General features: G+C 43.1%; 31 protein-coding genes. 26 read left to right on the top strand and 5 right to left on the bottom strand.

Annotation, left to right across the window (positions count from 1 at the left end):
- Position 1 precedes the first annotated feature (1 nt).
- On the bottom strand, positions 2-571 hold the full coding sequence (locus tag BRC29_02545; protein ID PSG98985.1) for a hypothetical protein: 570 nt from the start codon (positions 569-571) through the stop codon (positions 2-4).
- Between the two features lie 102 nt (positions 572-673).
- Here BRC29_02545 and BRC29_02540 point away from each other — a divergent pair, with 102 nt between their 5' ends.
- From BRC29_02540 to BRC29_02435, 22 genes are all read left to right on the top strand, one after another.
- Positions 674-1,006, top strand: a complete 333-nt coding sequence (locus BRC29_02540) for a hypothetical protein (GenBank protein PSG98984.1) — start codon at positions 674-676, stop codon at positions 1,004-1,006.
- Positions 1,007-1,020: 14 nt separating this feature from the next.
- Positions 1,021-1,773: a proliferating cell nuclear antigen (pcna) gene (gene pcn / locus BRC29_02535; protein PSG98983.1), complete on the top strand. Its 753-nt coding sequence runs from the start codon at positions 1,021-1,023 to the stop codon at positions 1,771-1,773.
- 161 nt (positions 1,774-1,934) lie between these two features.
- Positions 1,935-2,156: a hypothetical protein gene (locus BRC29_02530; GenBank protein PSG98982.1), complete on the top strand. Its 222-nt coding sequence runs from the start codon at positions 1,935-1,937 to the stop codon at positions 2,154-2,156.
- The gene (gene msrB / locus BRC29_02525; protein PSG98981.1) at positions 2,153-2,527 is read left to right on the top strand and encodes a peptide-methionine (R)-S-oxide reductase; all 375 of its coding nucleotides are present in this window, start codon (positions 2,153-2,155) and stop codon (positions 2,525-2,527) included. Before BRC29_02530 ends, msrB begins: the two co-directional genes overlap by 4 nt.
- A 55-nt stretch (positions 2,528-2,582) precedes the next feature.
- Positions 2,583-3,983 (top strand): hypothetical protein, encoded by a 1,401-nt coding sequence (locus BRC29_02520; GenBank protein ID PSG98980.1) that lies wholly within the window; start codon positions 2,583-2,585, stop codon positions 3,981-3,983.
- 43 nt (positions 3,984-4,026) lie between these two features.
- Complete coding sequence (locus BRC29_02515) at positions 4,027-4,641, top strand: hypothetical protein (protein ID PSG98979.1); 615 nt, start codon at positions 4,027-4,029, stop codon at positions 4,639-4,641.
- Between the two features lies 1 nt (position 4,642).
- The gene (gene pyrH / locus BRC29_02510; GenBank protein PSG98978.1) at positions 4,643-5,278 is read left to right on the top strand and encodes a UMP kinase; all 636 of its coding nucleotides are present in this window, start codon (positions 4,643-4,645) and stop codon (positions 5,276-5,278) included.
- Positions 5,279-5,315: 37 nt separating this feature from the next.
- Positions 5,316-5,618, top strand: coding sequence for a 50S ribosomal protein L44e (locus tag BRC29_02505; protein ID PSG98977.1), 303 nt, complete (start codon positions 5,316-5,318; stop codon positions 5,616-5,618).
- A gap of 8 nt (positions 5,619-5,626) precedes the next feature.
- Positions 5,627-5,800 (top strand): 30S ribosomal protein S27e, encoded by a 174-nt coding sequence (locus BRC29_02500; GenBank protein PSG98976.1) that lies wholly within the window; start codon positions 5,627-5,629, stop codon positions 5,798-5,800.
- A gap of 146 nt (positions 5,801-5,946) precedes the next feature.
- Positions 5,947-6,699, top strand: a complete 753-nt coding sequence (locus BRC29_02495) for a hypothetical protein (protein ID PSG98975.1) — start codon at positions 5,947-5,949, stop codon at positions 6,697-6,699.
- An 8-nt stretch (positions 6,700-6,707) separates the two neighbouring features.
- A complete protein-coding gene (locus BRC29_02490) occupies positions 6,708-6,860 on the top strand; it encodes a ribosome biogenesis protein (GenBank protein PSG98974.1) in 153 nt (50 codons plus the stop codon).
- A gap of 14 nt (positions 6,861-6,874) precedes the next feature.
- Positions 6,875-7,639, top strand: coding sequence for a proteasome assembly chaperone family protein (locus BRC29_02485; GenBank protein PSG98973.1), 765 nt, complete (start codon positions 6,875-6,877; stop codon positions 7,637-7,639).
- A gap of 22 nt (positions 7,640-7,661) precedes the next feature.
- Positions 7,662-7,829 carry a DNA-directed RNA polymerase subunit K gene (locus BRC29_02480; GenBank protein PSG98972.1) on the top strand — a complete coding sequence of 56 codons (168 nt, stop codon included), beginning with the start codon at positions 7,662-7,664 and terminating at the stop codon, positions 7,827-7,829.
- Positions 7,830-7,906: 77 nt separating this feature from the next.
- On the top strand, positions 7,907-9,034 hold the full coding sequence (locus BRC29_02475) for a hypothetical protein (GenBank protein ID PSG98971.1): 1,128 nt from the start codon (positions 7,907-7,909) through the stop codon (positions 9,032-9,034).
- Positions 9,035-9,131: 97 nt separating this feature from the next.
- Positions 9,132-9,743 (top strand): 30S ribosomal protein S2, encoded by a 612-nt coding sequence (locus BRC29_02470; protein PSG98970.1) that lies wholly within the window; start codon positions 9,132-9,134, stop codon positions 9,741-9,743.
- Position 9,744: 1 nt separating this feature from the next.
- Complete coding sequence (locus BRC29_02465) at positions 9,745-10,284, top strand: hypothetical protein (GenBank protein ID PSG98969.1); 540 nt, start codon at positions 9,745-9,747, stop codon at positions 10,282-10,284.
- Positions 10,285-10,343: 59 nt separating this feature from the next.
- Complete coding sequence (locus tag BRC29_02460) at positions 10,344-11,384, top strand: hypothetical protein (protein PSG98968.1); 1,041 nt, start codon at positions 10,344-10,346, stop codon at positions 11,382-11,384.
- Between the two features lie 55 nt (positions 11,385-11,439).
- A complete protein-coding gene (locus BRC29_02455; protein PSG98967.1) occupies positions 11,440-12,243 on the top strand; it encodes a hypothetical protein in 804 nt (267 codons plus the stop codon).
- Positions 12,244-12,593: 350 nt separating this feature from the next.
- Positions 12,594-12,968, top strand: a complete 375-nt coding sequence (rpl7ae, locus tag BRC29_02450; GenBank protein ID PSG98966.1) for a 50S ribosomal protein L7ae — start codon at positions 12,594-12,596, stop codon at positions 12,966-12,968.
- A gap of 89 nt (positions 12,969-13,057) precedes the next feature.
- Positions 13,058-13,234, top strand: a complete 177-nt coding sequence (gene rps28e, locus BRC29_02445) for a 30S ribosomal protein S28e (GenBank protein PSG98965.1) — start codon at positions 13,058-13,060, stop codon at positions 13,232-13,234.
- Positions 13,235-13,282: 48 nt separating this feature from the next.
- Positions 13,283-13,438, top strand: a complete 156-nt coding sequence (locus BRC29_02440; GenBank protein PSG98964.1) for a hypothetical protein — start codon at positions 13,283-13,285, stop codon at positions 13,436-13,438.
- A 96-nt stretch (positions 13,439-13,534) separates the two neighbouring features.
- Complete coding sequence (locus BRC29_02435) at positions 13,535-15,289, top strand: translation initiation factor IF-2 (protein ID PSG98963.1); 1,755 nt, start codon at positions 13,535-13,537, stop codon at positions 15,287-15,289.
- A gap of 44 nt (positions 15,290-15,333) precedes the next feature.
- On the opposite strand, the gene BRC29_02430 is transcribed toward BRC29_02435, so the two are convergent.
- The 4 genes from BRC29_02430 to BRC29_02415 all read right to left on the bottom strand — a co-directional run bounded on the left by BRC29_02430 (position 15,334) and on the right by BRC29_02415 (position 17,779).
- Positions 15,334-15,756 carry a hypothetical protein gene (locus BRC29_02430; protein ID PSG98962.1) on the bottom strand — a complete coding sequence of 141 codons (423 nt, stop codon included), beginning with the start codon at positions 15,754-15,756 and terminating at the stop codon, positions 15,334-15,336.
- Positions 15,757-15,826: 70 nt separating this feature from the next.
- A complete protein-coding gene (locus tag BRC29_02425; GenBank protein PSG98961.1) occupies positions 15,827-16,132 on the bottom strand; it encodes a hypothetical protein in 306 nt (101 codons plus the stop codon).
- Positions 16,119-16,334 carry a hypothetical protein gene (locus BRC29_02420; protein PSG98960.1) on the bottom strand — a complete coding sequence of 72 codons (216 nt, stop codon included), beginning with the start codon at positions 16,332-16,334 and terminating at the stop codon, positions 16,119-16,121. Before BRC29_02420 ends, BRC29_02425 begins: the two co-directional genes overlap by 14 nt.
- A gap of 482 nt (positions 16,335-16,816) precedes the next feature.
- Positions 16,817-17,779 (bottom strand): hypothetical protein, encoded by a 963-nt coding sequence (locus BRC29_02415; protein ID PSG98959.1) that lies wholly within the window; start codon positions 17,777-17,779, stop codon positions 16,817-16,819.
- A gap of 73 nt (positions 17,780-17,852) precedes the next feature.
- On the opposite strand from BRC29_02415, the gene BRC29_02410 reads away from it, so the two are divergent.
- Genes BRC29_02410 through BRC29_02395 form a run of 4 tightly spaced genes read left to right on the top strand, consistent with a single transcriptional unit; the run spans position 17,853 to position 22,661 of the window.
- Entirely contained in the window at positions 17,853-19,682 is a 1,830-nt protein-coding gene (locus BRC29_02410; GenBank protein ID PSG98958.1) for a hypothetical protein, read from the top strand.
- Positions 19,683-19,694: 12 nt separating this feature from the next.
- Positions 19,695-20,120: an FAD synthase gene (locus BRC29_02405; protein ID PSG98957.1), complete on the top strand. Its 426-nt coding sequence runs from the start codon at positions 19,695-19,697 to the stop codon at positions 20,118-20,120.
- Positions 20,121-20,169: 49 nt separating this feature from the next.
- Positions 20,170-21,570: a Fe-S cluster assembly protein SufB gene (locus BRC29_02400; protein ID PSG98956.1), complete on the top strand. Its 1,401-nt coding sequence runs from the start codon at positions 20,170-20,172 to the stop codon at positions 21,568-21,570.
- Positions 21,567-22,661, top strand: coding sequence for a hypothetical protein (locus BRC29_02395; protein PSG98955.1), 1,095 nt, complete (start codon positions 21,567-21,569; stop codon positions 22,659-22,661). The genes BRC29_02400 and BRC29_02395 overlap by 4 nt, the downstream gene beginning before the upstream one ends.
- Positions 22,662-22,712: the final 51 nt, after the last annotated feature.

Raw genomic sequence — 22,712 nt, 5'->3', positions numbered from 1 at the left:
TTTACTCTACTTTTATCTTATCCTCTTCATCCATTGTATCGGCAAGAGCATTTATTGAAGCCCTTAAACGAGCAAGTTCATCCTTTATGTCCTCCTTATCCTCATGATAGTCTCTTTCATCCAGTTTTTTCTCGAAATCATACTTTTTGTTATTCCTGTACATGTAAAACTCGTTTTCCAAATCATCAATATGGTTCTCCAGCTCCCCGATTTCTTGTTTTGAATCCTTTATGCTCCTGCGGATATACTTGAATGCATAGAGGACTTGCTCCAAGTTAACTTCTTTCTCGTTTCGCTTCGCCGAGAATTTCTGCTCCAGATTTCGGAGACGTCTTTTGATCTCATCTACGTCATCCTCTTCCAGTCTTTCACGTCTAATAACCTCTCTCAAACGATCCAGTTCATGCTCTTGATAACTCATCTCATCGGTGAGAACTGATTGATAGTTATCTACGACATCCTGAAGGGCTGCATCAACAGCATTTAGGTGAGACTCCAGAGTTGTTACCTGTTCTTCGATCATATTTAGCTCGGTTTCAAGTTCCCCGGTTTCGTCGCTGAAAAGTCCCATGTGACAGTAATAGAGGTTTCCAGTATTTGAAACCCTTGATTTTCTCCCTTCTCAATATACGTCCACGGAATAATTAAAACATTTAATTAAGATTGATTGGATATGGCAGATGAACATCAAAGAAGAGCACCGACAGAGCCGAAAAATATAGAGGAAATAGATCCGCAGAGAGATATCAGAGTTCGTGTAGTCGGAACGGTGATTTCGGTGGATGAGGAATCAATTACTATGGATGATGGAACCGGTTCCGTAGAAATCTTTATGCAGGAAGAAGATATTGAAGATGTTGAGGAAAATAACGAGATTCGGGTTCTCGGGCGTGTATTGCCTACCCCTGACAGCTTTGAAATACAGGCAGAGATCGTCCACAGTCTTGAAGAAGTGGATATGGAAACCTACAATAGAGTTAAAAAAATTGTTAACACTACTGAATAATAACGGTGAGAGGAATGTTTAAAGCTGAACTAGAAAATGTAGGACTTGTACAGGATTCATTAAAAACCATATCAGATCTGATTTCAGAAGGGCTTTTCCAACTGAAAGAAGACGGAATCCATCTAATCGCAGCAGATCCTGCGATGGTCGCTCTTGTAGACTTCAAACTGGAAGAAGATGTATTCGAGGGCTATGATCTAGACGAGGAAACCAAGGTAGGACTTAACCTAGAAAACTTTTACTCGATTCTAAGAAGAGCAAACTCAGGTGATACATTAACTTTTGAGGTAAAGGAAGACGAGTCCAAATTCTACATAAAAATGGAGGACTCATCTACCAGAGACTTTTCACTGCCTATACTCAACCTTTCAGAGGACGACATCCCATCAACAGACCAGCTGGATTTCGACGTAACAGCAGACCTAGAGACTTCTGTGCTTGAAAGCGCTATCAAGGATGCAATGGTTGTAGGAGACTCGGTGACAGTATCATCAGACGGGGACTCACTTACAATCGAGGCAGAAGGAGATCAAAGCAACGTTAAGTTCAATATTCAGGAAGGAAGCGAAGGATTGATGGAGATCGAAGGATCACAGTGTAAGTCAATGTTCTCTCTTGACTATCTTAACTCAATCACAGGCGCCAAAAAACTCAGCGACACACTTCAGTTGAGACTCGGAAATGACTTCCCGATGAGACTCAACTTCGAAGTCCCTGAAAAAGCAAGGCTCAGCTTCGTACTCGCACCACGCATTGAAGAAGATTAAAGGTAAAAAAATAAGTTGTGTCGGAGCGGAGCAGTAAAATTTTAGGAACTAGAAGATCACGAGAGGGATGCCCTAAGCTGTAACTGGAAAGACTTGTACCTCTCAATCAGGAGACAGATAGAGACTGGGCAAGGATAGAACATCTCAGAGATGAGATCGAAGTGAATGACAAGGAAGGTTTTTCAACAGCTTACAAAGCTTTTACGGAGGTATATGAACCTCCGGTTTCTGGATCCGCCCTAGGGATTCACCTTCTAGAAACAGACGAGGAAGGAAATTACAAAGGACTAGATGAATTTTGCAACGCTCTCAAGTTGGGGACTCCGACAGAAGAAAGAGAAATAGATACTGATAATATACTTGAGTATATGAATAAACCATGAAAGAGAAAGACTGGAAAGAAGAACTATCCGAGGAAGAATACGAAGTCCTGAGAGAAAAAGGAACTGAGACCAGAGGAACAGGTAAATATCTTGATCAGAAAGAGGATGGAAATTACTGCTGTAAAGCGTGTGGACAGGAAATATTTGACTCAGATACAAAATTCAGCTCTGGTTCCGGATGGCCAAGTTTTTACGATGCAATCGAAGGATCAATCGAGTTTCAAGAAGATGACCGCCACAGCATGGATAGAACTGAGGTAACATGCTCCAACTGCGATTCACATCTCGGACATGTATTCGATGACGGTCCGGAACCAACCGGGAAAAGATACTGCATCAACTCGATAGCTCTTGACTTCGAGGAAGAATAGACTTCATCGGGTTCTCCAGATCACACTTTTAGGTTTTCGTTTCAATAGATGAACCATGGCGGATGAAGGGAGCAGAGAGAAACCGCAGGACTGGAAAATAAGGCAGTATTACGAACAGAAAGAATTAGTTGAACGCGTAGTTGAAGTTTCTGAATATAGGGAAATCGCTCCAACTTACCTGAAAGGCTACGGAAAAAGACCGGACGCCGTCAACTTCCCGGGAGATTTTAAACAGCTAGTTGAAAACGGCGCAGTGGCTTTCCATTCATCGGTAGAGAAATGGAGAAATCCGCTTTTGATCGATAAAGTTAACGACGCTGACAAGCTGAGAGAAGGCTGGGATCTCGTAATAGATATTGACTGTGACTACTCCTTTGAACTCTCCAAAGATACCGCAAAACTAGTTATAGAGGAGTTAAACGAACACGGAATCGAGAATATAAGCATCAAGTTTTCAGGTAACCGCGGATTCCATATAGGTTTTAGAGGGGAAGCATTTCCGGAGACAATCGGCGGAGACCATATTTCAAAACATTACCCTGAGCTTCCCCAGGGCATAGTAAATTATGTCCGGGAGAATATCAAGGACGAAATGATACAGCTTGTCAAGGAACATGGATTCGATGAGGAAATGGAGACTGACGGGGGCTTAGATCCTTACCAGGTATCGGATATCGAGAATGACTGGGGTTCACGACATCTTTTCCGAATGCCTTACTCTCTCCATGATGGAAGCTGGCTGGTATCCAAACCTATAGAGATAGGGAAACTGGAGGAATTTGAGAAAAAAGACGCAGAAATGGATAATATCGATTTTAAGACACGGTTTCTTCACGAATACGAGGTTGGCGAGGCGGCGAATCTGGCCGTTCAGGCGATGGACTACATTGAGAAGAGAAGAGAGCAGAAAAAAGAGGAAAGAATAGAGAGATCGGAGAGAGACTTTGAAAGACCTGAGGACGCGATACCGGAGAAGTACTTCCCACCTACTATAAACAATGTTCTGGAAGGCCTTGAGGACGGTAGAAAACGTGGATTATTCATACTCCTCAATTTTCTGAGAACCGTCGGATACTCCTGGGAACAGATCGAATCCAAAATCTGGGAGTGGAACGAACGGAATGAGGAAGCGCTCTCCGATACCTACATCAAAACTCAGTTAAGATGGCACAGACGCCGAGACGAGGATGTACCTCCTCCCAACTACGATTCCAATGGTTATTACGAGGACATGCAAGTATATGAGGGAGACCACATTGAAGAACAGGTAACAAACCCTGTCAGCTATGCCTTCCGGCAGGCAAATAAGAGAGACCCGGAAAGCGAGAAAGATGAGAACAACGATGAGAAGGAGATAATGGAGTGTCCCTACTGCGGCAAGGAATACGAGATGGAGAGTTACTACAGGAAACACGTCCAGAAATGCCAGGAAGATGACAAGGTCAAAAAGCTGTAGCAGTCCAGATAAAAAGTTTGTAGTCAAATTTTGAACTGGGAGAATGGGAGACGAAGCACTGACCTTCAGCGATTTAAGAAAGATACAGAAGACAGAGAAAAGACAGGATAAGCTATCCGAACTAGAAGACAACTTTCTTCTGAGAGTCTCCGAGTACATTGAAAGAAAAGAAGGAGTTGACAACAGAGAATACAAGAACGCAAAGAGGGTTTTCGAGAAAATAATCGGGCTTCGACAGGAAAAGATAGTCAAGAACGCCAAAATATCTGTGAAGTCTGATGTTAAAAGCAGCAAATTAAATCTTCTTCCCCGAGAACAGGAATTCTTCCGCGATATCAAGGAAAGATTCAAAGAATACTCCGCCAGTATTGATGAAGTAATCGAGGGCGATTCAGATAAAGTTGAAACTCCTGATATTGAGGAAGAATCTGAGATAGAGATGGAGGAAAATGAAGAAACAGATGACGATATAGATGTAACTGAAACTTCTACAGAGGAAGGATACGAAAAAGTGGAAATCATATCGGAGGTGCCAGAGTTCATGGGGACCGATCTTGAATCCTACGGACCTTTTGAAGAAGGGGAGAAAGCTGAACTGCCTGAAGAAAACGCGGATATACTGGTTAACAGAGGAAACGCAGAAAAGGTGGAAAGCTAAAATGGTAGAAAAAGTATACGCACTAGGAGGATCAATTTTAACAGAGAACCTGGATAAACTGGATCAGTACAAGAACGCATTCAGTTCGGAGAAGCAGAAAATTATAGTTACAGGCGCCGGTAGACTGAAGGAAAACATTCTTGCAGCAGAAGAATACGGGAACCAGACAGAGCTCGATCTTATTGGAATAGAAGCTACGAGGTTGAACGCAAAAACATTGGCGACAGCGCTCAATGCATATCCGGAGATCCCGGAGACAGTGAAGGAGGTTCGAAAAGCAGCAGAAACAGGGAAAGATACTGTTATGGGTGGTTTGGTCCCTGGCTACTCTACAGATGCGGTTGCGGCAACGGTTGCAGAACTTTTTGAGGCCAGACTAATCATTGCGACAAGTGTAGACGGAGTCTATACCGAAGATCCTGAAGAACAGGAGGCGGAAAAGATAGAAGAAACGACAGTATCTGAGCTTAGGGAGCTAACAGAAGGTAATAAATCAGCTGGAACACATGACTTGATAGACTCTACAGCACTCGATATAATCGAAAGATCTAATATCAGAACGGAAATAGTTCTGGGAACGCCTGAAAACCTGAAATCCTCTGAACTCAACGGTTCAAGAATCCTGGAAAAAGGTTAGGAAGTCCTTTTAAAGTTTAACCGCGCCAGTGATGAATATGGTCAAGATTCCAAAAGAACAGAGAAGATACTGCCCAAACTGCGATAAGCACACAGAGCAGACACTCAAAGAACCAACTAATCAAAACGCAGGCGCCTGGAAAAAGAAAGATAGAAAGAGACAGAGAAAGGTAGATAACGGGTACGGATCATTCCCATATGAGAACCCTGCAATCAGAAGCAGAGGAAGAAAGAACCCGACCTCGGAGAAGAAAGATCTCGAGTTTAACTGCAAGGAATGCGGAAAGAGCTACAAGAGACAAAACCCAATCAGGACTTCAAAACTTGAGATTGAACGGTGATTAATTAGATGGCCAGAGATTTCTACAGGGTAAAATGCAGCGAATGCGGTAATGAGCAGAAGATCTTCTCACATGCATCAACAAAGGTTGAATGTCTAGTGTGCAGCGAAGAACTCGCAACCCCTACCGGCGGCAAGGCAGACGTGAATGGAGAAATAGCAGAAGAACTTAAAGCAGAGTAAATATTCTTTTTCCCGCAATAATCGAACCTATTTTCTAACACGATCAATTCAAGTAATTCTGCTCTGAATTAGATTTAGAGAGTTTAAGGGAATGATAAAGTAGAGACTTAATTCATCTTTTAAAGCTCACTTTCTATTTTCCATTTATGAGATGGTACAAAGATAGACCCGAAGTCGGAGATTTCGTGGTCATAACTATAACTGATGCTGATAAGAACTCGGCTTACGCAGACCTTGACGAATACGGTGATGTTTCTGGACTTATCCACATATCTGAGGTCTCACGTTCATGGGTGCAGGATGTCGGCAAGGAGATTTCAGAAGGAGAGAAAACGGTCGCACAAGTAGTTGAAAACGAAGATGATACAGTGGATCTCTCGCTGAAAAGAGTTAACGAGAACCAGAAAAGAGATGCAATGTCTCGATTGAACAAGGAGAAAAAGGCGGACAGCTTCGTAGAGGAACTGGGAGAAAAACTTAATATTTCAAAAGATGGAGCGTATGAAGAAATAGCATTCGAGCTCCAGAAAGAGTTCGGCTCGGCCTTCCACGGCTTCGAAATCGCGGTAGGAAAGGAGGAAAAGCTACAGGAAATGTTCGATGAAGAGACAGTAGAGGCGATAAAGGAAGTCGCCGAGGAAAACATCAACCTGAAACAGGAAAAACTTGAGGGAGAGATTAAACTCGAGTTCCATCAAGGTAATGGGGTAGACCGGATAAAAGATACATTCAAGGAGTTTGAAGCCATTGATATAAAGTATGTGTCAGCACCGAAGTATTCTGCAACTGCATGGGGAAGAAACCAGGAACTGGCCAAGAAAAGGATGGATAAAGCTGTTGAAGAGTTCAGGGAAAAAGCCGAAGAACTGGGCGGAAAATTCGAATTCTCGAAGGCGTGAGTTCTCCTATGATTAAAAAATGTCCAGAATGTAACTCATATACACTGAAGCAGGAACACTGTACAGATACAGAAACTGCAAGACCGCCAAAATTCTCTTACCCGGATAGATATGGAGAATATAGACGGAAAACCAAAAAACAGATGGAAGACCAGAACTAATGTGATCAAAAAGAATGACAGTTAGACTTGACATGGAAAAAGAACTAGGTACAGAAAACCCGGTATTCATAGAAGGACTTGCAGGAATAGGTCACATAGGCAAAACTACAGTAGCATACCTCGCAGACCATCTTGAAGCAGACAAGGTCGGCGAACTTTATTCCCATCACTTCCCACCATACACGATTGTAAGAGACAACAAAACAGTAGACCTCCTTAAAAACAATATATACCAGCTTAAAAGAGATGATGCACGCGATTTAGTACTTATTGAGGGAAATGCACAGGCATCAACACCTCAGGGACATTACGAAGTCGCGGAGAAGATAATGGAACTTGTAGACGAGGCAGAAGCCTCAGAAATCATAACAATCGGGGGATACGGAACAGGAGATGTAGTAGAAGAGCCTGATGTCTTCGGCGCCGTGACAACTGAGAAACTCAAAGACGATTACTCAGAACATGGAATCAACCTAGATCATGATGTAGGGCAGATAGTCGGAGCATCCGGACTTATCCTTGGACTCGGTCACGAGAGAGACTACTCCGGAATCTGCCTGCTAGGGGAAACCCCAGGATTCCTCCTAAGCGATCCAAAGGCAACCGAGGCCGTACTACAGTCAATTGAGAAAATCCTGGATCTTGATATAGATTATTCAGAACTGGACGAGAAAGTAAAGGAGTCACAGGAAGTCCTTAAAAAACTTCAAAACCTCAAAGGCAAACAGGGTCAGGACCAAGAAAGCCAGAGCCAACAGGATCTCGGCTACATTGGTTGATCATCAAAAGGTGATACTTAAAATGAACTACACAAGATACGAAAAGGCAAGAGTAATTGGAGCGAGAACGCTCCAGCTAGCGCAGGGAGCACCAGCATTCGTAGACGCAGAAGAAGGTGAGAAACCACTAAAAACAGCGAGAAAGGAAATGGAAGAAGACAAACTCCCAATTACAGTCAAGAACAACTAAAGTATCCACGTTTCTTCTCTTTATTTACCAATTCTTCACCCAGCCAGATTTTAAACAAGAACAGCTAATTCTACTTTATGGAAATCAAGTCTCTGAAACTCAGGCAGATAATTGACTCACGTACAAAACCTACTGTGGAAGCGGAAATAAACTCCAGCTACGGAAAGGCGCCTTCCGGAGCTTCAACCGGAATGTACGAAGCAGAGGCATTTGTCCCGGAACATCTTGATGGAACTGAAGAGCTTCTCTCAAAGCTTGAAGGAAAAAACCTGACACAGGAAGAGTTTGATAACAAGCTCAGAGAACTTGATGGTACAGACAAGTTCTCCCGAATCGGATCGGCAGCAGTCGCCTCAAGCTTTGCGTTCAAGAACGCAGACGGATTCCAGAGAGGTAAAAAATTCCCGCTACCGCTCAGCAATGTGATTGGTGGAGGAGAACATGGAGGAAACACCGCTATACAGGAGTTTCTTGTGTTACCTGTCAACGCAGAGACCTTTCCAGAAGCAATAAGGACAAATACCACGATCTACCAGGAACTGAAGGAAAGATACTCACAGAAAGTAATGGGTATGAACGATGAAGGCGCATTAGTAACCTCGATGGATGACGAGGAAACACTGAAGGCGCTGAAAAAAGTAGCCGACAAACATGATGCGAGGATCGGACTGGATATTGCAGCCTCTGAGTTCTACAGCCGAGAAACTGAAAAATATAACCTGCCTTCGATGAGGCAAAAGTTCGACGGAGATCAGATGCTGGATTTCGTGCAGAAACTAATCGATGGGTTCGACCTGGTTTATGTCGAGGATCCGTTCCATGAAGATGATCTCAGAAACCATGCCCGACTAACGTTGAAGAACCCTGAAATAATGATAGCCGGAGACGACCTCTTTGTAACACAGAAAGAGAGGTTACAGGAAGGAATAGAGAACCGCGCGGGAAACGCACTGATAGTCAAACCAAACCAGGTAGGGACGGTAACAGATGCCAGGGAAACAGTAGAACTTGCAAAGGAGAACAACTACATCACTGTCATCTCACATCGATCAGGTGAGACCTGTGACTCAACAATCTCAGACCTCGCACTGGAGTGGGAAACGCCTGTCATCAAAGCCGGAATCTCAGATATTAGAATAGCAAAACTGAATACTCTCTTGAGGAGTTGGGGCAAGATGGAGAACCCGGAACTGAACAGTTTCTAGCAGATCAAACCCTTATTTAATATTTAGTCTTCGACTATCCGGTTATGAACCGAACATTAATTTTCTCTGTTTACACAGAAAATCAGGTGGTTTTTAAGTGAGTGACGAAGAAGAGCTGCTGATAGATCGTGAAAAATATCTTTCACACGGAGTACATATCGGAACACAGACAAAACACAGTGACATGGAGGAATACATTTTCCACGTGAAAAAGAACCAGCTATCAGTAATCGATCTCAACCAGACAGATGAAAGAATAAGAAGTGCAGCGAGATTTCTGTCAAAATACAGTCCAGAAGAAATTCTAGTTGTTGGAAGAAAGGAAGCATCAAGAATGCCCCTAGAAGCTTTCTCAGAGGAAATAGGCGCAGAAGTAATTGCAGGAAGATTCATGCCGGGAACACTGACAAACCCGAACTCCGATGACTTCATGGAACCCGAAGTAGTTATAGTCACAGATCCGGAAGAAGACGCTCAGGCAATCGACGAAGCAGTCGATGCACAAATACCCGTGATAGCTCTCGCAGACTCAGGAAACAGTCTGGACAACATTGATCTTGTAATACCGGCAAATAACAAGGCGGAGAACTCGATCGGTCTCGTATACTACCTACTTGCAGAACAGCTGCAGGGAGAGAACGGACAAAAAATCGAGCTCAACCTTTCAGACTTCCGACCCGAAACCGAAGAAACTGAAGAAAAGGAATAAAATGCATTTTCTCCTCCTGATAGGCTCAACCCGAGACGGAAGAAAAACCGTCCATGCAGCCGAGTTTCTCAAAGAGAAACTGGAAGAAGCAGGGCATCAACCCGAAATCTTTGACCTGAAAGAGAAAGAAATCCCGTTTCTCAACTATAGGACCTACTCTGATGAAGGTGAGGCACCAGAGAACGCACAACTTCTCAGTGAAAAAATCAGGAAAACAGACTGTCTGGTAATAATCACCCCGGAATACAACCACTCAATCCCAGGAGTACTCAAGAACGCATTGGACCATCTTTACCCAGAGTACGATGATAAACCATTCAGTTACGTAACGACATCCGCCGGAGGATTCGGCGGTGTTAGAGGTCTATCACATCTCCATGATATAACCTTGGCAGTTAATGGTAAACCCGGACCCAACCTTCCTATCTCAGGTGTTACAGATGTATTCTCTGAAGACGGAGAATTACGGGACGAAAGCTATCGATCCAGAGTTGAGGACTACATAGAAGATGTAGAAAAACATGTGGGAAAGCTCAACTAGTGGAACTACCGGTTCAGCTCCCGACTTCTGTTTTTAAATAAACCTTCCATTCTAGTTACATGATCGCACACATCGATATGGATGCATTTTTCGCCAGCTGTGAAGAACTCCGAAGACCAGAACTGAAGGAAAAACCTGTTGTGATATGTATATACACCCGGAATAAGAGCTCAGGAGCAGTATCGACCTGTAACTATCAGGCAAGGGAACTCGGAATAGACTCAGGAATACCTCTGAGAGAAGCCAAGGACAAAGCAACGGAGGAAACAGTATTTCTTGAGGCAGACCATGATTTCTACCGCAAAAAATCGGAGGAACTACTGGCAATCCTAAGCTCTTTCACAAGCAAAATACAGAAGACCAGCATCGACGAGGCCTACTTCAGACTTGAAGGAGATGAAGTTGAAAAAGCAAAAAAGATCAAGGCAGGAATAGAATCACTTGGACTGACTGCATCAATAGGTATAGCTCCGAACAAGTTTCTAGCGAAACTGGCTTCAGATGATGACAAACCTGACGGATTAGAAAAAGTAGGGAAAGACAGCAAAAAGGAATTTCTGTCTGAAAAAGATGTGATTGATCTTCACGGCGTAGGAAGCAAAACTGAGAAAATACTGGAAGAAACAGGGATAAAGACTGTAGAGGATTTAAGAGAAGTTAATAACACCATACTAGCACAGAAGTTCGGTAGAGAGAAAGCCGCTTCACTGAAGAGGAAAGCCATAGGTAAAGGTTCAAGAAAGCTAGAATCAGGAGAACAGAAACAGATTTCCAAGATCAAAACTATGGAGAGAAACTCCAAAAGCCATCGCTATATAATGAAGGAAATAGAAGAGATCGCCGAAAAACTAGATGAAAGAATAGAATCAGAGCAGAAAGCTTTCGGAAAAATAGCTATTATAGGTATAGATACCGAGTTAAACCAGTACACCCGATCCACAAAAATAGATACCGCGGAGTCAAAGAAAGAACTCATCAACCACTCTGACAAATTGATTAGAAGACTATTAGAAGAAAAAAACGCCTCATTGCGTAGAGTCGGCCTAAGAGTATCTGATCTAGTTGATAGGAAAACGCAAATGACCTTAAAGAAATTCTAAAAGCCTGTAATACCCGAATATTTAAACCCGGTAAGACCAAATCTTATGTAACACTATGTTCGGTATAGGAGGAGACGACAAAGACCAACTACAGGAGAATATGGAGGATATAAAACAGATGGTTAACAGCAGTACGCCAGATCAGCAGCCTCCACAGAACCAGCAAAAAGAAACTGATGAACCAGAAGAAGAGTTCCCACATGGATTTGAAGAAGACGATGACGGCTCTCCGAACCAAAACATCAACCAAACACAGTCCTTCTCTCAAGACCCGGACCCGACCGAACATGATGATGTGTCAGAGCCATCCGAAAAATCTTTTGAAGAAAGGTTCCAGAACAAGGAAAAATCGGACACTCCTACACAAAAACAGAACCAGCAGCAAAACAAAAAACAGCATAAAGAGAATACCCCATCCAAAGAAGTAGAAACCTTTGATTCACCACCACAGAACCAACAAAATAGAGGCAGCAGACAAAACACATCACAGCAAGCACAGGAATCACAGACTCAACAGAACCAGAACAGATCACCGAATTCAACAACAAATACTAACTCGGACTCAAGACTTAATGATTCTATACCTGAACCTGCGGAAACAAAACAGATAGATGTACCGGAAATCGATAAAGGTCCATTATTTATCAGGAGACAAAAATTTGAATCAGCCAAAAATATGATACGGGAGATGAGGTATCTATCCAGGGAGATAGAGGATACCGTGAATCAGCTGGAAAGAGGTATAGAGGAGGACAGGGCGACCGAAAAGGAGGCAAAAGAATTACTCCATAGCCTCGAACAAGATAGGTCAGGTGTCAAGAACATAATTTCCCAGCAGAACAGCAACCAGCAGGAATGACATGAAGAATGATCCGGATCGGGAAAAAGCTAATTGGAAAAACTGGGCGAGTAGAAATATGAAAATTCAGGAATGAAACTGATCAGATTCCTAAAATAGCAACTTTTGAAAGAAATTGAAGCAGATGGAAACAAAAACTTATAAACACTGACATACTCATAGTGCCGGATCTTAAAGAAGAACTTGATTAAATCAAATCCGATAAACTCTCCAAATTAATCCGGAAAGACAGTAAAGGCCAAGCATCCCAACCCTCTCACATATACAACTGCAGTCCCTATAAAAAAGTTTCAAACTATTCTAGAGCATAAGCCTTGATGACCCAAGGTTGCGAAAGGTGTTAACAAATAATGGCATTCCAAAAATTCGAACCATCAGATTCATTAGCAGAAAAAACCTACGACGCTATCGAAAAAGCAGACGACACAGGTAAGGTCGTAATCGGTACCAACGAAGTAACGAAAGCGATCGAGAGAAATGAAGCAGACCTGATTGTAATTGCTTCAGATGTATCACCTGAAGAAATTGTAATGCATTTACCAGCAATGGCGGAAGAAAAAGATATTACATACACATTCGTCCCTGACAAAGAAGAACTTGGATTGGCAGCAGGCATCAATGTACAGAGCGCTGCAATCGCGGTTACTTCAGTCGGACAGGCTGAAGATCAGGTAGACGACATAAGACTAAAAGCAAGAGAACTTCTCGACAAAGACGAAGAGTGAACAATCCATGATTCTTCAAAACCTGAAAGCAAAACTGAGAGCCGCCCTACGCGGTTCCAGATTCTAGAAACTCAAAAAGTGAGAATTTCGTGGTAGCAGCCAAAGTAGTTGAAGTGATCGGAGATCAAGGACACAGAGGAGTCCGAAAAATCCGTTGCAGAATAATTGAAGGAAGCGAAGAAGGCAAAATTCTTGTAAGAAATACTCGTGGACCCATCAGAGAAGACGACGTGGTTCACATCAAAGAAACAGAAATGGAGGGATAATCAAAAATGAGAAATTTTCAAAGACTTGATCATGAGGTGAACGAGTAGATGGCAGAATGTAAATACTGTGGAGAGGAACTTCAAAAGACTGAAGGAAAACTGATGGTTCTCCAAAGTGGCAAAAAAGTTCACTTCTGTAACTCCAAGTGTGAGAAGAACTGGAAGAATAATCGGCAGCACGAGTATCCATCGAAGCAAAAATAATTCCTGTCCGCCTATCTCTCTATTCCTAACTCCTCTTCATAAATAACCGTTTTCTTTATAACATTAAATCGGATTCTATAAACTTAGTGATATACAATGCCCCGACAGCCAATTTTATCGGTACTGGGTCATACAGACGCTGGGAAAACATCACTTCTTGACAAGATTAGAGAATCAGAGATAACCGAAGACGAGGAAGGAAGTATCACACAGATGATCGGGGCAACTGAAGTACCTATACAGACCGTTGAGAATGTATGCGGAGATCTTCTCGGACAACTAGATACCGAACTTACAATACCTGGAATACTTTTCATTGACACACCAGGTCACGCAGCTTTTTCATCCCTCAGAAAACGCGGAGGCTCAATCTCGGACATAGCAATAGTCGTTGTAGATGTGACCGAAGGAATTCAGCCACAGACAGAGGAAGCACTACAAATCCTTCAGGACTCAGGAACTCCCTTTGTAATTGCATTTAACAAGATCGATACCCTTCATGGCTGGAACTCCAAACACCAGCTATTCACCAAAAACATCAAGCAGCAGAACGAGAGAAACGTAAACGCACTTGATGAGAAAATATACGAACTAATGAGCGATCTACACGAGGAAGTAGAGGTGACTGCAGACAGATTCGACCGGGTCGAAAGTTTCCAGAAAAAGGCAGCTATAGTGCCAATCAGCGCCAAGACAGGTGAAGGAATTCCTGAACTACTGATGGTTGTAACAGGATTAGCCCAGAAATACCTAGGAGATAATCTCGAAGTAAACGAAGGCATGGGCAAGGGAACAGTACTCGAAGTATCACAGGAAAAAGGCCTGGGAACAACTACTGACGTTATACACTACGACGGAATAATTGATAAAGAAGATAAAATGGTCTATGGAACCTCGAACGGCGTAAAGACAACAGATATTAGAGCTCTAATGTGTCCAAGACCTCTAGAAGAAATAAGGCTTGACGAAAAATATGAAAGAGTGGAAAAAATGGAACCTGCCTCAGGTATAAAGATAGCAGGGAAGGACCTTGAAGCTGTCGTTTCAGGAGCACCTATAAGAACAGCCTCTGAAAATGAACTCGACGCTGCGATAGAAGAAGTTGAGGAGGAGCTGGAATCAGTCGAGTTCGACACACAGCGACAGGGTGTAGCGGTAAAAGCAGATTCTTTAGGATCACTTGAGGCAGTGATGCGGGAAATCGAAGACATTGACGTACAGAAAGCAGAGGTCGGAAACGTAACCAAGTCCGATATCATAGAAGTAGAAAATGAGAAACCTGAGGAAAGAGCTATATTTGTATTCAACACTCGGGTAACAGATCAGGCACGGCAGATGGCCCTGGATAAAGGAGTCAAAATATTCCAGAGCAAGGTAATATATGAGATATTCGAAAACTATACTGAATGGAAGGACGAACTCAAAGAGAAACAGAAAAAAGAAGCTCTTAACTCGATTGCAAGACCAGCCAAGATCAGGTCGATTCCTGATCACGTCTTCAACCGATCAAAACCTGCTGTAGTTGGAGTAAAAGTAGTTGATGGAATACTAACAGCCGGTAGCTCAGTAATGACACTGAAAGGAGACAGAATCGGGAAGATCAAAAGTGTGCAGGCGGAAAACCAGACACTGGATAAAGCAGAGAAGGGACAGGAAGTCGCAGTATCAATTTCGAATGCGACCGTAGGAAGAGACTTCGAGGAAGGCGACACACTAATAGTCAACATTAATGGAAGAGAATACAAGCAGTTGAGAGAGCTGAAAGATTTTCTTACAGCCGGAGAAGAAGATGTGCTTGAGGAGATAATTGAGATAAAAGACGAGGAAGATCCTCACTGGAAACTGGGATAAACCCGGAATACCGAGCAAAATAGGTTTTTGGCTCTAAATTCTATTCAGTTAAGTTTTGAGTAAGGATAGAGGCCTGAAATATACATGATGAGCCAACCTGCCAAGAATAGGTAGAATAACAGATTTAACTGCGCCGACACAAGTACCGAAGTAACAAAACCGGCTAGAAAGATATAACCGACAATACCGGGCCAGAGATGCAGCTTCATGAAAATATCTGCTTCACGAGAGTTCATTATTCTATCCAGAGTTCCTGCAAGAACCCCGCTATGAACAAAATAAACTGTACTCCAGTCAGATAGCGTAGCTAGGACTATGCCTCCTAAAATGTATGTTGAACCTACACTGTCTAGATTAAAGGCTACCGAAGTGTATATTAAACCTGCTAAAGTGGAGAAAAACATGTTTAAGTTTCTAGCCCTAGACTCTCCAACCTGATCAAGCCTATTTTTGGTTTCGGCGATCATGCTAAATTAGCTGGATGCAACATTTAAGAAAAAACTTGTTTCAAAAACGGGTACCGTTAGCGTGAACTCTCTAAAGGACTGAAAAAAGCATCAGCAGAGCCATCAAAGCCATTCCAAGGTCCTCTGCAAGCGTAACTTTTGTCATCGGGACATTGAATACATTTCCAAGACATGCACACTGCAGATTTCTTCCTTCCCTAATAGCATTCAAGACACCTGCACCTCCGACGGTCATCAGAAACACGGCGGAGACATGAGTGAATACCTCAAGCTCAAAAGAACCATTGAACAGAAGCAGGATATAAAGAAGTCCAAGCCCGAGCTCAAGGAAAGGATAAGATGTTGCGTACAAATCACTTCTTTCAGCCATTATCATAGCTTTTAAACGCCTCCTTGAAACCCTCAAGATTACAGGCTTTCAAGAATCCAAATGCCAGGAAGAACATAGCCATGAAAACCTTGCCAGTCTGCGTTAGCTCTGTAAAGTTTCCAACCAGTGATATAATCGCTGTTGAAACCATTACGAAGGTTAAGACTCCCAGAAGCGGTGCAAAACTTCTAATTTTTCCTTGGCTCATATTCTTGTTTCAGAGTTTACAGTAAAAAATCTTTCTAGAACAGGCGGCTTGAAATTTTGCTGTTAAGAAAATTTCTCAGGATACGGAAAACTTGCAAAAGTTAATCTATAATCAGATAAAAAAACCTGAGCGAAATGCTAGGCGGAAGACAGTTCTCAGTTCAGAACTTAGCTTGGTAATACGAGCGCATTACAAATTCAGGTATTTTCAAATTCTATAATACAAAAAACCGGTTTATTTATAAACGTAGGAGATAAATGTAGTACAGAAAGTGGATGGCGACTGTATCTGTAAGACTATCCGACCAACTGAATGATGAAGTAGAGAAGATGGTTGAAGAAGGAGTCTTCAAAGACAAGACGGATGCCTTTCACGAAGCAGTTAGACTTTTACTTCTAAATTACCAGGATTTTGAACTGGAACACGAATTACCTTGATTACTTTATACTTCCCTCCCCTCCCTTTTTCCCCTTCTTTTCTTATTAGTTCTCAGAGGTCAGTAAGTGATAGACCTCTATAGAGTAGTAATACATGAACGTGCTGGTTGGTGCAACTAAACCGACCAAAACCATCAGGATAGCTATCAAAACTCCTATAACCGCTACAGGGGCTATGAGAATCGGGTTCACCATATAAAATAAGATACCAACAACGCCTACAGGCATCGCTAGTGCTATAAGAGTAATCAATGCTCCAATCACAATAACTGTGCTTACAGCCATTCCAAGAAGGATGTTTATGAAGATGAAAAGCACGAATTCTTTCCACTCTGATCTTACATCAGTGTAAACCGATTTAGCAGATGTAATGAATCTTTCTCCGGATTCAAGCATTCTCAAGACTACAAAGGTATTGACGAATAAATTGATCACACCTATAATTAGTATGAGAGGTAGAGCCAACAGCACCAATCCCAGTATCAGTACGGGCTGGAAAATTACTGCTGCAACTCCTATGCCTGCAATTGAGATTAAAACAGCTAACCAGACAAAGCGGAAAAGAAAAAGCCTAAATCCTAAACCCGTATTGTTTCTGAAGTTCTTTATAATCCTCACATTCTTCTCTATCAGAGACTGATAGTATATGAACTGGAAAACGCTGTTAATGAATAAGACAAGTAGAATTAGAGAGGCAATCAATCCCACAGCACCGGTTACAGCCGCTTTCGTAGAGGTAGAGCTAAATGCACCTGTAGCCATATTAATACTGGCTTGAGAACCTAGATCTGACTGAAGGCCGCTGAAATCAGATGTTCCGGACTGTCCTGTTTCCGGACTGTAGTTTGGGCTTCCGGAGGGCACACTTGGGAAACTAAAGCCACCTGCTCCTCCGGCTAGAACCGCTATAAGAGCAAGCTTGCTCCATGTTCTGAGATCGAAAGGTAGAAGCAGTTTTTTCGTATCATCAAATGCTTTCTCAACCGCTTCTATTGCTTTATACGGCATAAATATAGATGTCTCATTTAGCTTTTAATCTGTTTTGACTAGGCTTAAATGAGTTCTAGTCGATCTGTGTTGTATGGATCTTTTTCCGTTCCCTGAAGTCAGGGAGAAACAGGATGAACTAATGCAGGAAGTAGACAAAGCTGTAGAATCTGGTGGGAACCTGGTCGCACATGCTCCTACCGGGTTGGGAAAAAGCGCGGCCTCAATTACGCCAGCTCTGGAATACGCAAGAGAGAATGACGAGAAGGTTTTCTTTGTAACCCCGAGACATTCCCAGCACCAGATAGCGATTGAAACTGTCAGGGAGATGAACAAAAGACATGACGCAGCTATTCATTCAGTCGATCTTATCGGTAAATCACATTTGTGCGAGGGAGAGACCGGAGTAAGAGGAGTTGAAGGTCCTGACTGCCCCAGACATGAAAACACATTTACCGACTCACATGAACTCACCGACCTGGCAAAGAAAAAAATAGCAGAACTGAGAGGACAGTCTCTAACAGCTGAAGAGGTTAAGAAAAGATGCAGTGAAATCTGTCCATACCAGATACTTATGTACATGGTTTCTGATTCTGATCTTATAGTGGCGGACTACTTCCATGTTTTCCATCCAGGGGTAAGAGATATCGTGCTGGAGAAATCAGGTCTGGAGCTTGATGACCTAATCATTATTGTAGACGAAGCGCATAACCTACCATCAAGAACCCGATCACTGTTTTCCAGCTCAGTTACAATGCCAAATCTGAAAAAGGCAAAAACAGAGGCCGAAACATTCGGTTACTACAAAGAGGAGAGAAACCTGGAGCAAATGCAGAGAAAGATCCATGATATCGCCCGGGACAAGCTAGGGCAGCAGAGCCACGAGGAAAAACTGGAAAAGAAGACATTGAAAGAATCAATCTCAAGCTTCACAGACTACGAAGACCTCATACTAAATCTAGAGAAAGCAGCGGAAGAAGTAGAAGATGAACAAGAGCACAGTTACTGCGCCGAGATAGCAGAATTCCTGGACTACTGGAACGGCGATGATGAAGGATTTGTAAGAACTATAAAGAGAACCAGAGGTTCAGGCGGAAACAGATACCTGATGATTAACTATTCCTGCCTCAATCCACGGATTTCAACCTCTGAACCATTAAACAAGTCTCACTCCTCAATCCTGATGTCCGGAACATTGACACCACAGCAGATGTATGTCGACCTAACCGGGCTAGAAGAAGAGAATACTGAAAGCGTTGCCTACAGCTCGCCTTTCCCTAAAGAAAACGAACTAGACCTGATAATTCCTACTTTAACGACCAAATACGAGGAACGAGACGATTCAATGTACCAGAAATACGCCTGGTACCTGAGCAAATCCTTCAAGGCTGTTAACGGAAACTGTGGAGTATTCTTCCCCTCCTACTCCATGATGCACAAAATCAAAGAACTGCTGGAGCAGAGAACTGAGAGAAAGCTATTCGTCGAGGATAGAGCTCATGATAAAGAAGAGAAACAGGAGATGCTGAATGACTTCGCCTCAAGAAAAGATGAGAAAGACTCAGTACTGCTCGGAGTCGCCGCCGGATCCTTCGGAGAGGGAGTCGACTACCCGGGAGAAGTCCTAAAAGGTGTATTCGTCGTGGGTTTACCCCTTAAAACACCTGATCTCGAAACGAAAGAACTGATCAATTTCTACGACCAATTATTTGGAAAAGGATGGGACTACGGCTACTCATACCCCGCGATGAACCGGGCAATTCAGGCCGCCGGTCGCTGCATTCGATCGAAAACTGATGAAGGAGTCATAGTCTACATGGACAAACGGTACGACTGGAGTAACTATAGAAAAGTCTTCCCACCAGGAAAGAAAATGAAGACAACAAAAGCACCATGGAAAGAAATAGACGGATTCTTCAATTAATCCCGGGAAAGAATGAAAACAGTCAGTTTGTCTCTTATCGGTATGAAGACAGTAATGGCACAGGGAACATTCGATATTCTTCACCCCGGTCACATCCATTACCTGGAAGAAAGCTCAGGAATGGGAGACGAGCTTGTAGTGGTTATCTCCAGAGACTCCAGAATCAAAAAAAGAAAGGATCTTGTATTTAGCGAAGACGAGAGAAAGAAAATGGTTGAAGCATTAGAATCTGTAGACAGAGCTATCCTAGGTTCCGAGACCGATATATACGATACGGTACGGAACGTCAATCCTGATGTAATCACGCTCGGTTACGACCAGAAACATGATAGAGACGAAGTCAGGGAACTGGCTGAAGACACAGTAGGCCACGATGTAGAAGTACTGAGAATCGAAGGGAAGAACGAGTACTCTTCCACCGACATCAAGAAAAGGTAGTCTTGTTGATTCAACTCTTCATTTAAAGATTCAAGCCGACATCTATAATATGACAGAGAAAAATGTATCCAAAAATCAGGAAAGATTCCAGCACAAAGTGGAATCCGAACCTGAATTCAAATCATCTACTGGTCTCTCCGAGGAAACTGTTAAACAGATCTCCGAGGAAAAAGATGAGCCGGAATGGATGACAAACCGGCGAATCCAGGCATACAGGCATTTCCAGAAACGTGAGATGCCGGGCTGGGGACCTGATCTTTCCGATCTCAACATAGAGGAGATAACTCCCTTCCTGAAGCAGGGAGGGGGCCAGAGCGATTCCTGGGAGGAAGTGCCTGAGGACATCAAAGACACATTCGACAAGCTGGGAATCCCGGAAGCCGAGAAAGAGGCTCTTAGCGGGGTTGGAGCCCAGTTCGAATCAGAAGTCGTATACCAGAACATGAAAGAGGAATGGGAGGAGAAAGGCGTCATCTTCTGCGACATGGATGAAGCTGTACAGGAACACCCAGAGATGGTCAGAGAATACTTCATGACAAAGTGCGTCCCGGCCCAAGACAACAAGTTCGCCGCTTTACACGGAGCAATATGGAGCGGAGGCTCTTTTGTCTACGTTCCGGAGGGTGTAGAGGTGGAGATACCTGTACAGGCGTACTTCAGGATGAACTCAAAGGGCATGGGCCAATTTGAACACACACTGATCATTGCAGAGGAAAACAGCAAAGTTCACTACATAGAAGGGTGTAGTGCCCCTCAATACACTCGCAACAATTTACATGCCGGATGCGTAGAGGTTTTTGTAGGCAAAAACGCTCACGTACAGTACTCAACAGTCCAGAACTGGAGCAAAAACACATATAACCTTAATACAAAGCGTTCAAAAGTTGAGGAAAACGGTACAATGGAATGGATCTCAGGTTCAATGGGATCAAAAGTTACAATGCTTTACCCTTCCTCTCATCTCAATGGAATAGGTGCAAAAGCCAACCACATAACAATAAGCTATGCGGGAGACGGCCAGGACATTGACACCGGAGCAAAAGTAGTACATAACGCACCAAATACAAAGTCGACAATCGAATCGAAGTCAATCTCACAGGGAGATGGAAGAACAAATTACAGAGGACTCGTAAGGATCCCCAAAGGCTCTAAAGGCTCTAAAACGTCGATAGAGTGTGACGCGATCATGTTTTCCGATGAGGCAACCAGTGATACGGAGCCTTACATTGAGATCAAAGAAGATGACGTGGAAATGGCACACGAGGCAACAGTGGGAAGAATCGGGGACGAGGAGATCCATTACCTCCAAAGCCGAGGAATAGAAGAAGAGGAAGCCAAAGAAATGATCGTAAGAGGATTTATCGAGCCTATTGCGAAAGAACTACCTCTTGAGTACGCGGTCGAGTTAAACCGTTTGATTGAGCTAGAGATGGAGGGCAGCCTGGGATGAAACTAAAGAAAATACGGGAGAAAGCCGACAGAGAAGCAGAATCACTTCAAGTACCTGAGTCAATAAGGACTCCGGGAAGAACCTGGACACGGTACCCGGACAATCTAAAGGAAAAACTGGAAGTTTCAAAGGACATGATCGAACCAGAAATTGAGACAGAAGGCGACGTGGATGTATACACCGGAAAAGAAGGAATGGAGGAAGCAGGGGACAAAGCGTTTGACCTTATAAAACATAACGAAAACACTATCAACGCCCTGCATGCAGCAAATGTAAACTCATTCATCTACGCCGAGCTTAAAGACAGCTCAGAGCTACATGTTAAGTACATTGAAAACAATCCTGTGCTCAGCCATTTGGTCGTCAATACGGAAAAGAATACATCAGCAACAGTCACTGAGGAAACATCTAGCGGAGACTTTAACACATCTTTTACAGAGATTTATGTGGGTGAAAACGCCTCAGTGGAGTACGGTGCGGTAGAGAAAAACGGGGAGTTCTCCTACTCAAGAAGAAAAGCGATAACAAAGAAATATGGCTCCATAAATTGGTTGAACGGGATTTTTACTGGAGATCTGAACCGGACCAAGATCGAGACAGTTCTAAAAGGTGATGACTCGGAGACAGAGATGACAGGTGTCTGGTACCCATCAGGGAAACAGCATCACGACATCTCTCTAAATGTGAAACACATAGGCGATGGAACCAAATGTGATATGGACTCGAGAAGCGTTGTGGATCACAAAGCAAGAAGTCTCTACGAAGGACTTCAGAAAGTGGAACAGACGGCATTCAATACATCCAGTTTCCAGGACCAGGAAACACTTATGCTTTCAGATAACTCAGAGTCAGACGCCTCACCGAAACTGATGATTGAAAATCCTGATGTTGAAGCGTCACATGCAGCAGCAGCAGGAACAGTTGAGAAAGAAAAACAACACTATCTGGAATCCAGAGGGCTTTCACAGGATAAAGCTGAAAGACTGGTTGTTAAAGGATTTTTCGAGCCGGTAATGAAACAGATCAGGGTTACAAGGGTTAAGGAGAAAATCCGGGAAGAAGTCCAGAGAAAACTGGATGAAAAACGGTAATTTAAGGCGACTGCAGCAGTGTCAGGAAGCTTTAGACAAAGACTATCAGGT

This window comes from Nanohaloarchaea archaeon SW_7_43_1, from assembly GCA_003009795.1.
GTDB lineage: Archaea > Nanohalarchaeota > Nanosalinia > Nanosalinales > Nanosalinaceae > SW-4-43-9.
The sequence above is the reverse complement of the archived record's forward strand: the minus strand, read 5'-3'. Positions and strand labels throughout refer to the sequence as shown.

Excerpts from the sequence above, each read along its gene's own strand:
- BRC29_02475 (PSG98971.1), top strand. The coding sequence starts at position 7,907 with ATGGAAATCAAGTCTCTGAAACTCAGGCAGATAATTGACTCACGTACA.
- BRC29_02515 (PSG98979.1), top strand. The coding sequence starts at position 4,027 with ATGGGAGACGAAGCACTGACCTTCAGCGATTTAAGAAAGATACAGAAG.
- BRC29_02545 (PSG98985.1), bottom strand. The coding sequence starts at position 571 with ATGGGACTTTTCAGCGACGAAACCGGGGAACTTGAAACCGAGCTAAAT.
- BRC29_02430 (PSG98962.1), bottom strand. The coding sequence starts at position 15,756 with ATGATCGCCGAAACCAAAAATAGGCTTGATCAGGTTGGAGAGTCTAGG.
- BRC29_02490 (PSG98974.1), top strand. The coding sequence starts at position 6,708 with ATGATTAAAAAATGTCCAGAATGTAACTCATATACACTGAAGCAGGAA.
- BRC29_02495 (PSG98975.1), top strand. The coding sequence starts at position 5,947 with ATGAGATGGTACAAAGATAGACCCGAAGTCGGAGATTTCGTGGTCATA.
- BRC29_02500 (PSG98976.1), top strand. The coding sequence starts at position 5,627 with ATGGCCAGAGATTTCTACAGGGTAAAATGCAGCGAATGCGGTAATGAG.
- BRC29_02425 (PSG98961.1), bottom strand. The coding sequence starts at position 16,132 with ATGATAATGGCTGAAAGAAGTGATTTGTACGCAACATCTTATCCTTTC.
- BRC29_02435 (PSG98963.1), top strand. The coding sequence starts at position 13,535 with ATGCCCCGACAGCCAATTTTATCGGTACTGGGTCATACAGACGCTGGG.
- pyrH (PSG98978.1), top strand. The coding sequence starts at position 4,643 with ATGGTAGAAAAAGTATACGCACTAGGAGGATCAATTTTAACAGAGAAC.
- BRC29_02465 (PSG98969.1), top strand. The coding sequence starts at position 9,745 with ATGCATTTTCTCCTCCTGATAGGCTCAACCCGAGACGGAAGAAAAACC.
- BRC29_02395 (PSG98955.1), top strand. The coding sequence starts at position 21,567 with ATGAAACTAAAGAAAATACGGGAGAAAGCCGACAGAGAAGCAGAATCA.
- BRC29_02420 (PSG98960.1), bottom strand. The coding sequence starts at position 16,334 with ATGAGCCAAGGAAAAATTAGAAGTTTTGCACCGCTTCTGGGAGTCTTA.
- BRC29_02485 (PSG98973.1), top strand. The coding sequence starts at position 6,875 with ATGACAGTTAGACTTGACATGGAAAAAGAACTAGGTACAGAAAACCCG.
- BRC29_02410 (PSG98958.1), top strand. The coding sequence starts at position 17,853 with ATGGATCTTTTTCCGTTCCCTGAAGTCAGGGAGAAACAGGATGAACTA.
- BRC29_02520 (PSG98980.1), top strand. The coding sequence starts at position 2,583 with ATGGCGGATGAAGGGAGCAGAGAGAAACCGCAGGACTGGAAAATAAGG.
- BRC29_02460 (PSG98968.1), top strand. The coding sequence starts at position 10,344 with ATGATCGCACACATCGATATGGATGCATTTTTCGCCAGCTGTGAAGAA.
- BRC29_02505 (PSG98977.1), top strand. The coding sequence starts at position 5,316 with ATGGTCAAGATTCCAAAAGAACAGAGAAGATACTGCCCAAACTGCGAT.
- pcn (PSG98983.1), top strand. The coding sequence starts at position 1,021 with ATGTTTAAAGCTGAACTAGAAAATGTAGGACTTGTACAGGATTCATTA.
- BRC29_02415 (PSG98959.1), bottom strand. The coding sequence starts at position 17,779 with ATGCCGTATAAAGCAATAGAAGCGGTTGAGAAAGCATTTGATGATACG.
- rpl7ae (PSG98966.1), top strand. The coding sequence starts at position 12,594 with ATGGCATTCCAAAAATTCGAACCATCAGATTCATTAGCAGAAAAAACC.
- msrB (PSG98981.1), top strand. The coding sequence starts at position 2,153 with ATGAAAGAGAAAGACTGGAAAGAAGAACTATCCGAGGAAGAATACGAA.
- BRC29_02440 (PSG98964.1), top strand. The coding sequence starts at position 13,283 with ATGGCAGAATGTAAATACTGTGGAGAGGAACTTCAAAAGACTGAAGGA.
- BRC29_02400 (PSG98956.1), top strand. The coding sequence starts at position 20,170 with ATGACAGAGAAAAATGTATCCAAAAATCAGGAAAGATTCCAGCACAAA.
- BRC29_02540 (PSG98984.1), top strand. The coding sequence starts at position 674 with ATGGCAGATGAACATCAAAGAAGAGCACCGACAGAGCCGAAAAATATA.
- BRC29_02480 (PSG98972.1), top strand. The coding sequence starts at position 7,662 with ATGAACTACACAAGATACGAAAAGGCAAGAGTAATTGGAGCGAGAACG.
- BRC29_02455 (PSG98967.1), top strand. The coding sequence starts at position 11,440 with ATGTTCGGTATAGGAGGAGACGACAAAGACCAACTACAGGAGAATATG.
- BRC29_02405 (PSG98957.1), top strand. The coding sequence starts at position 19,695 with ATGAAAACAGTCAGTTTGTCTCTTATCGGTATGAAGACAGTAATGGCA.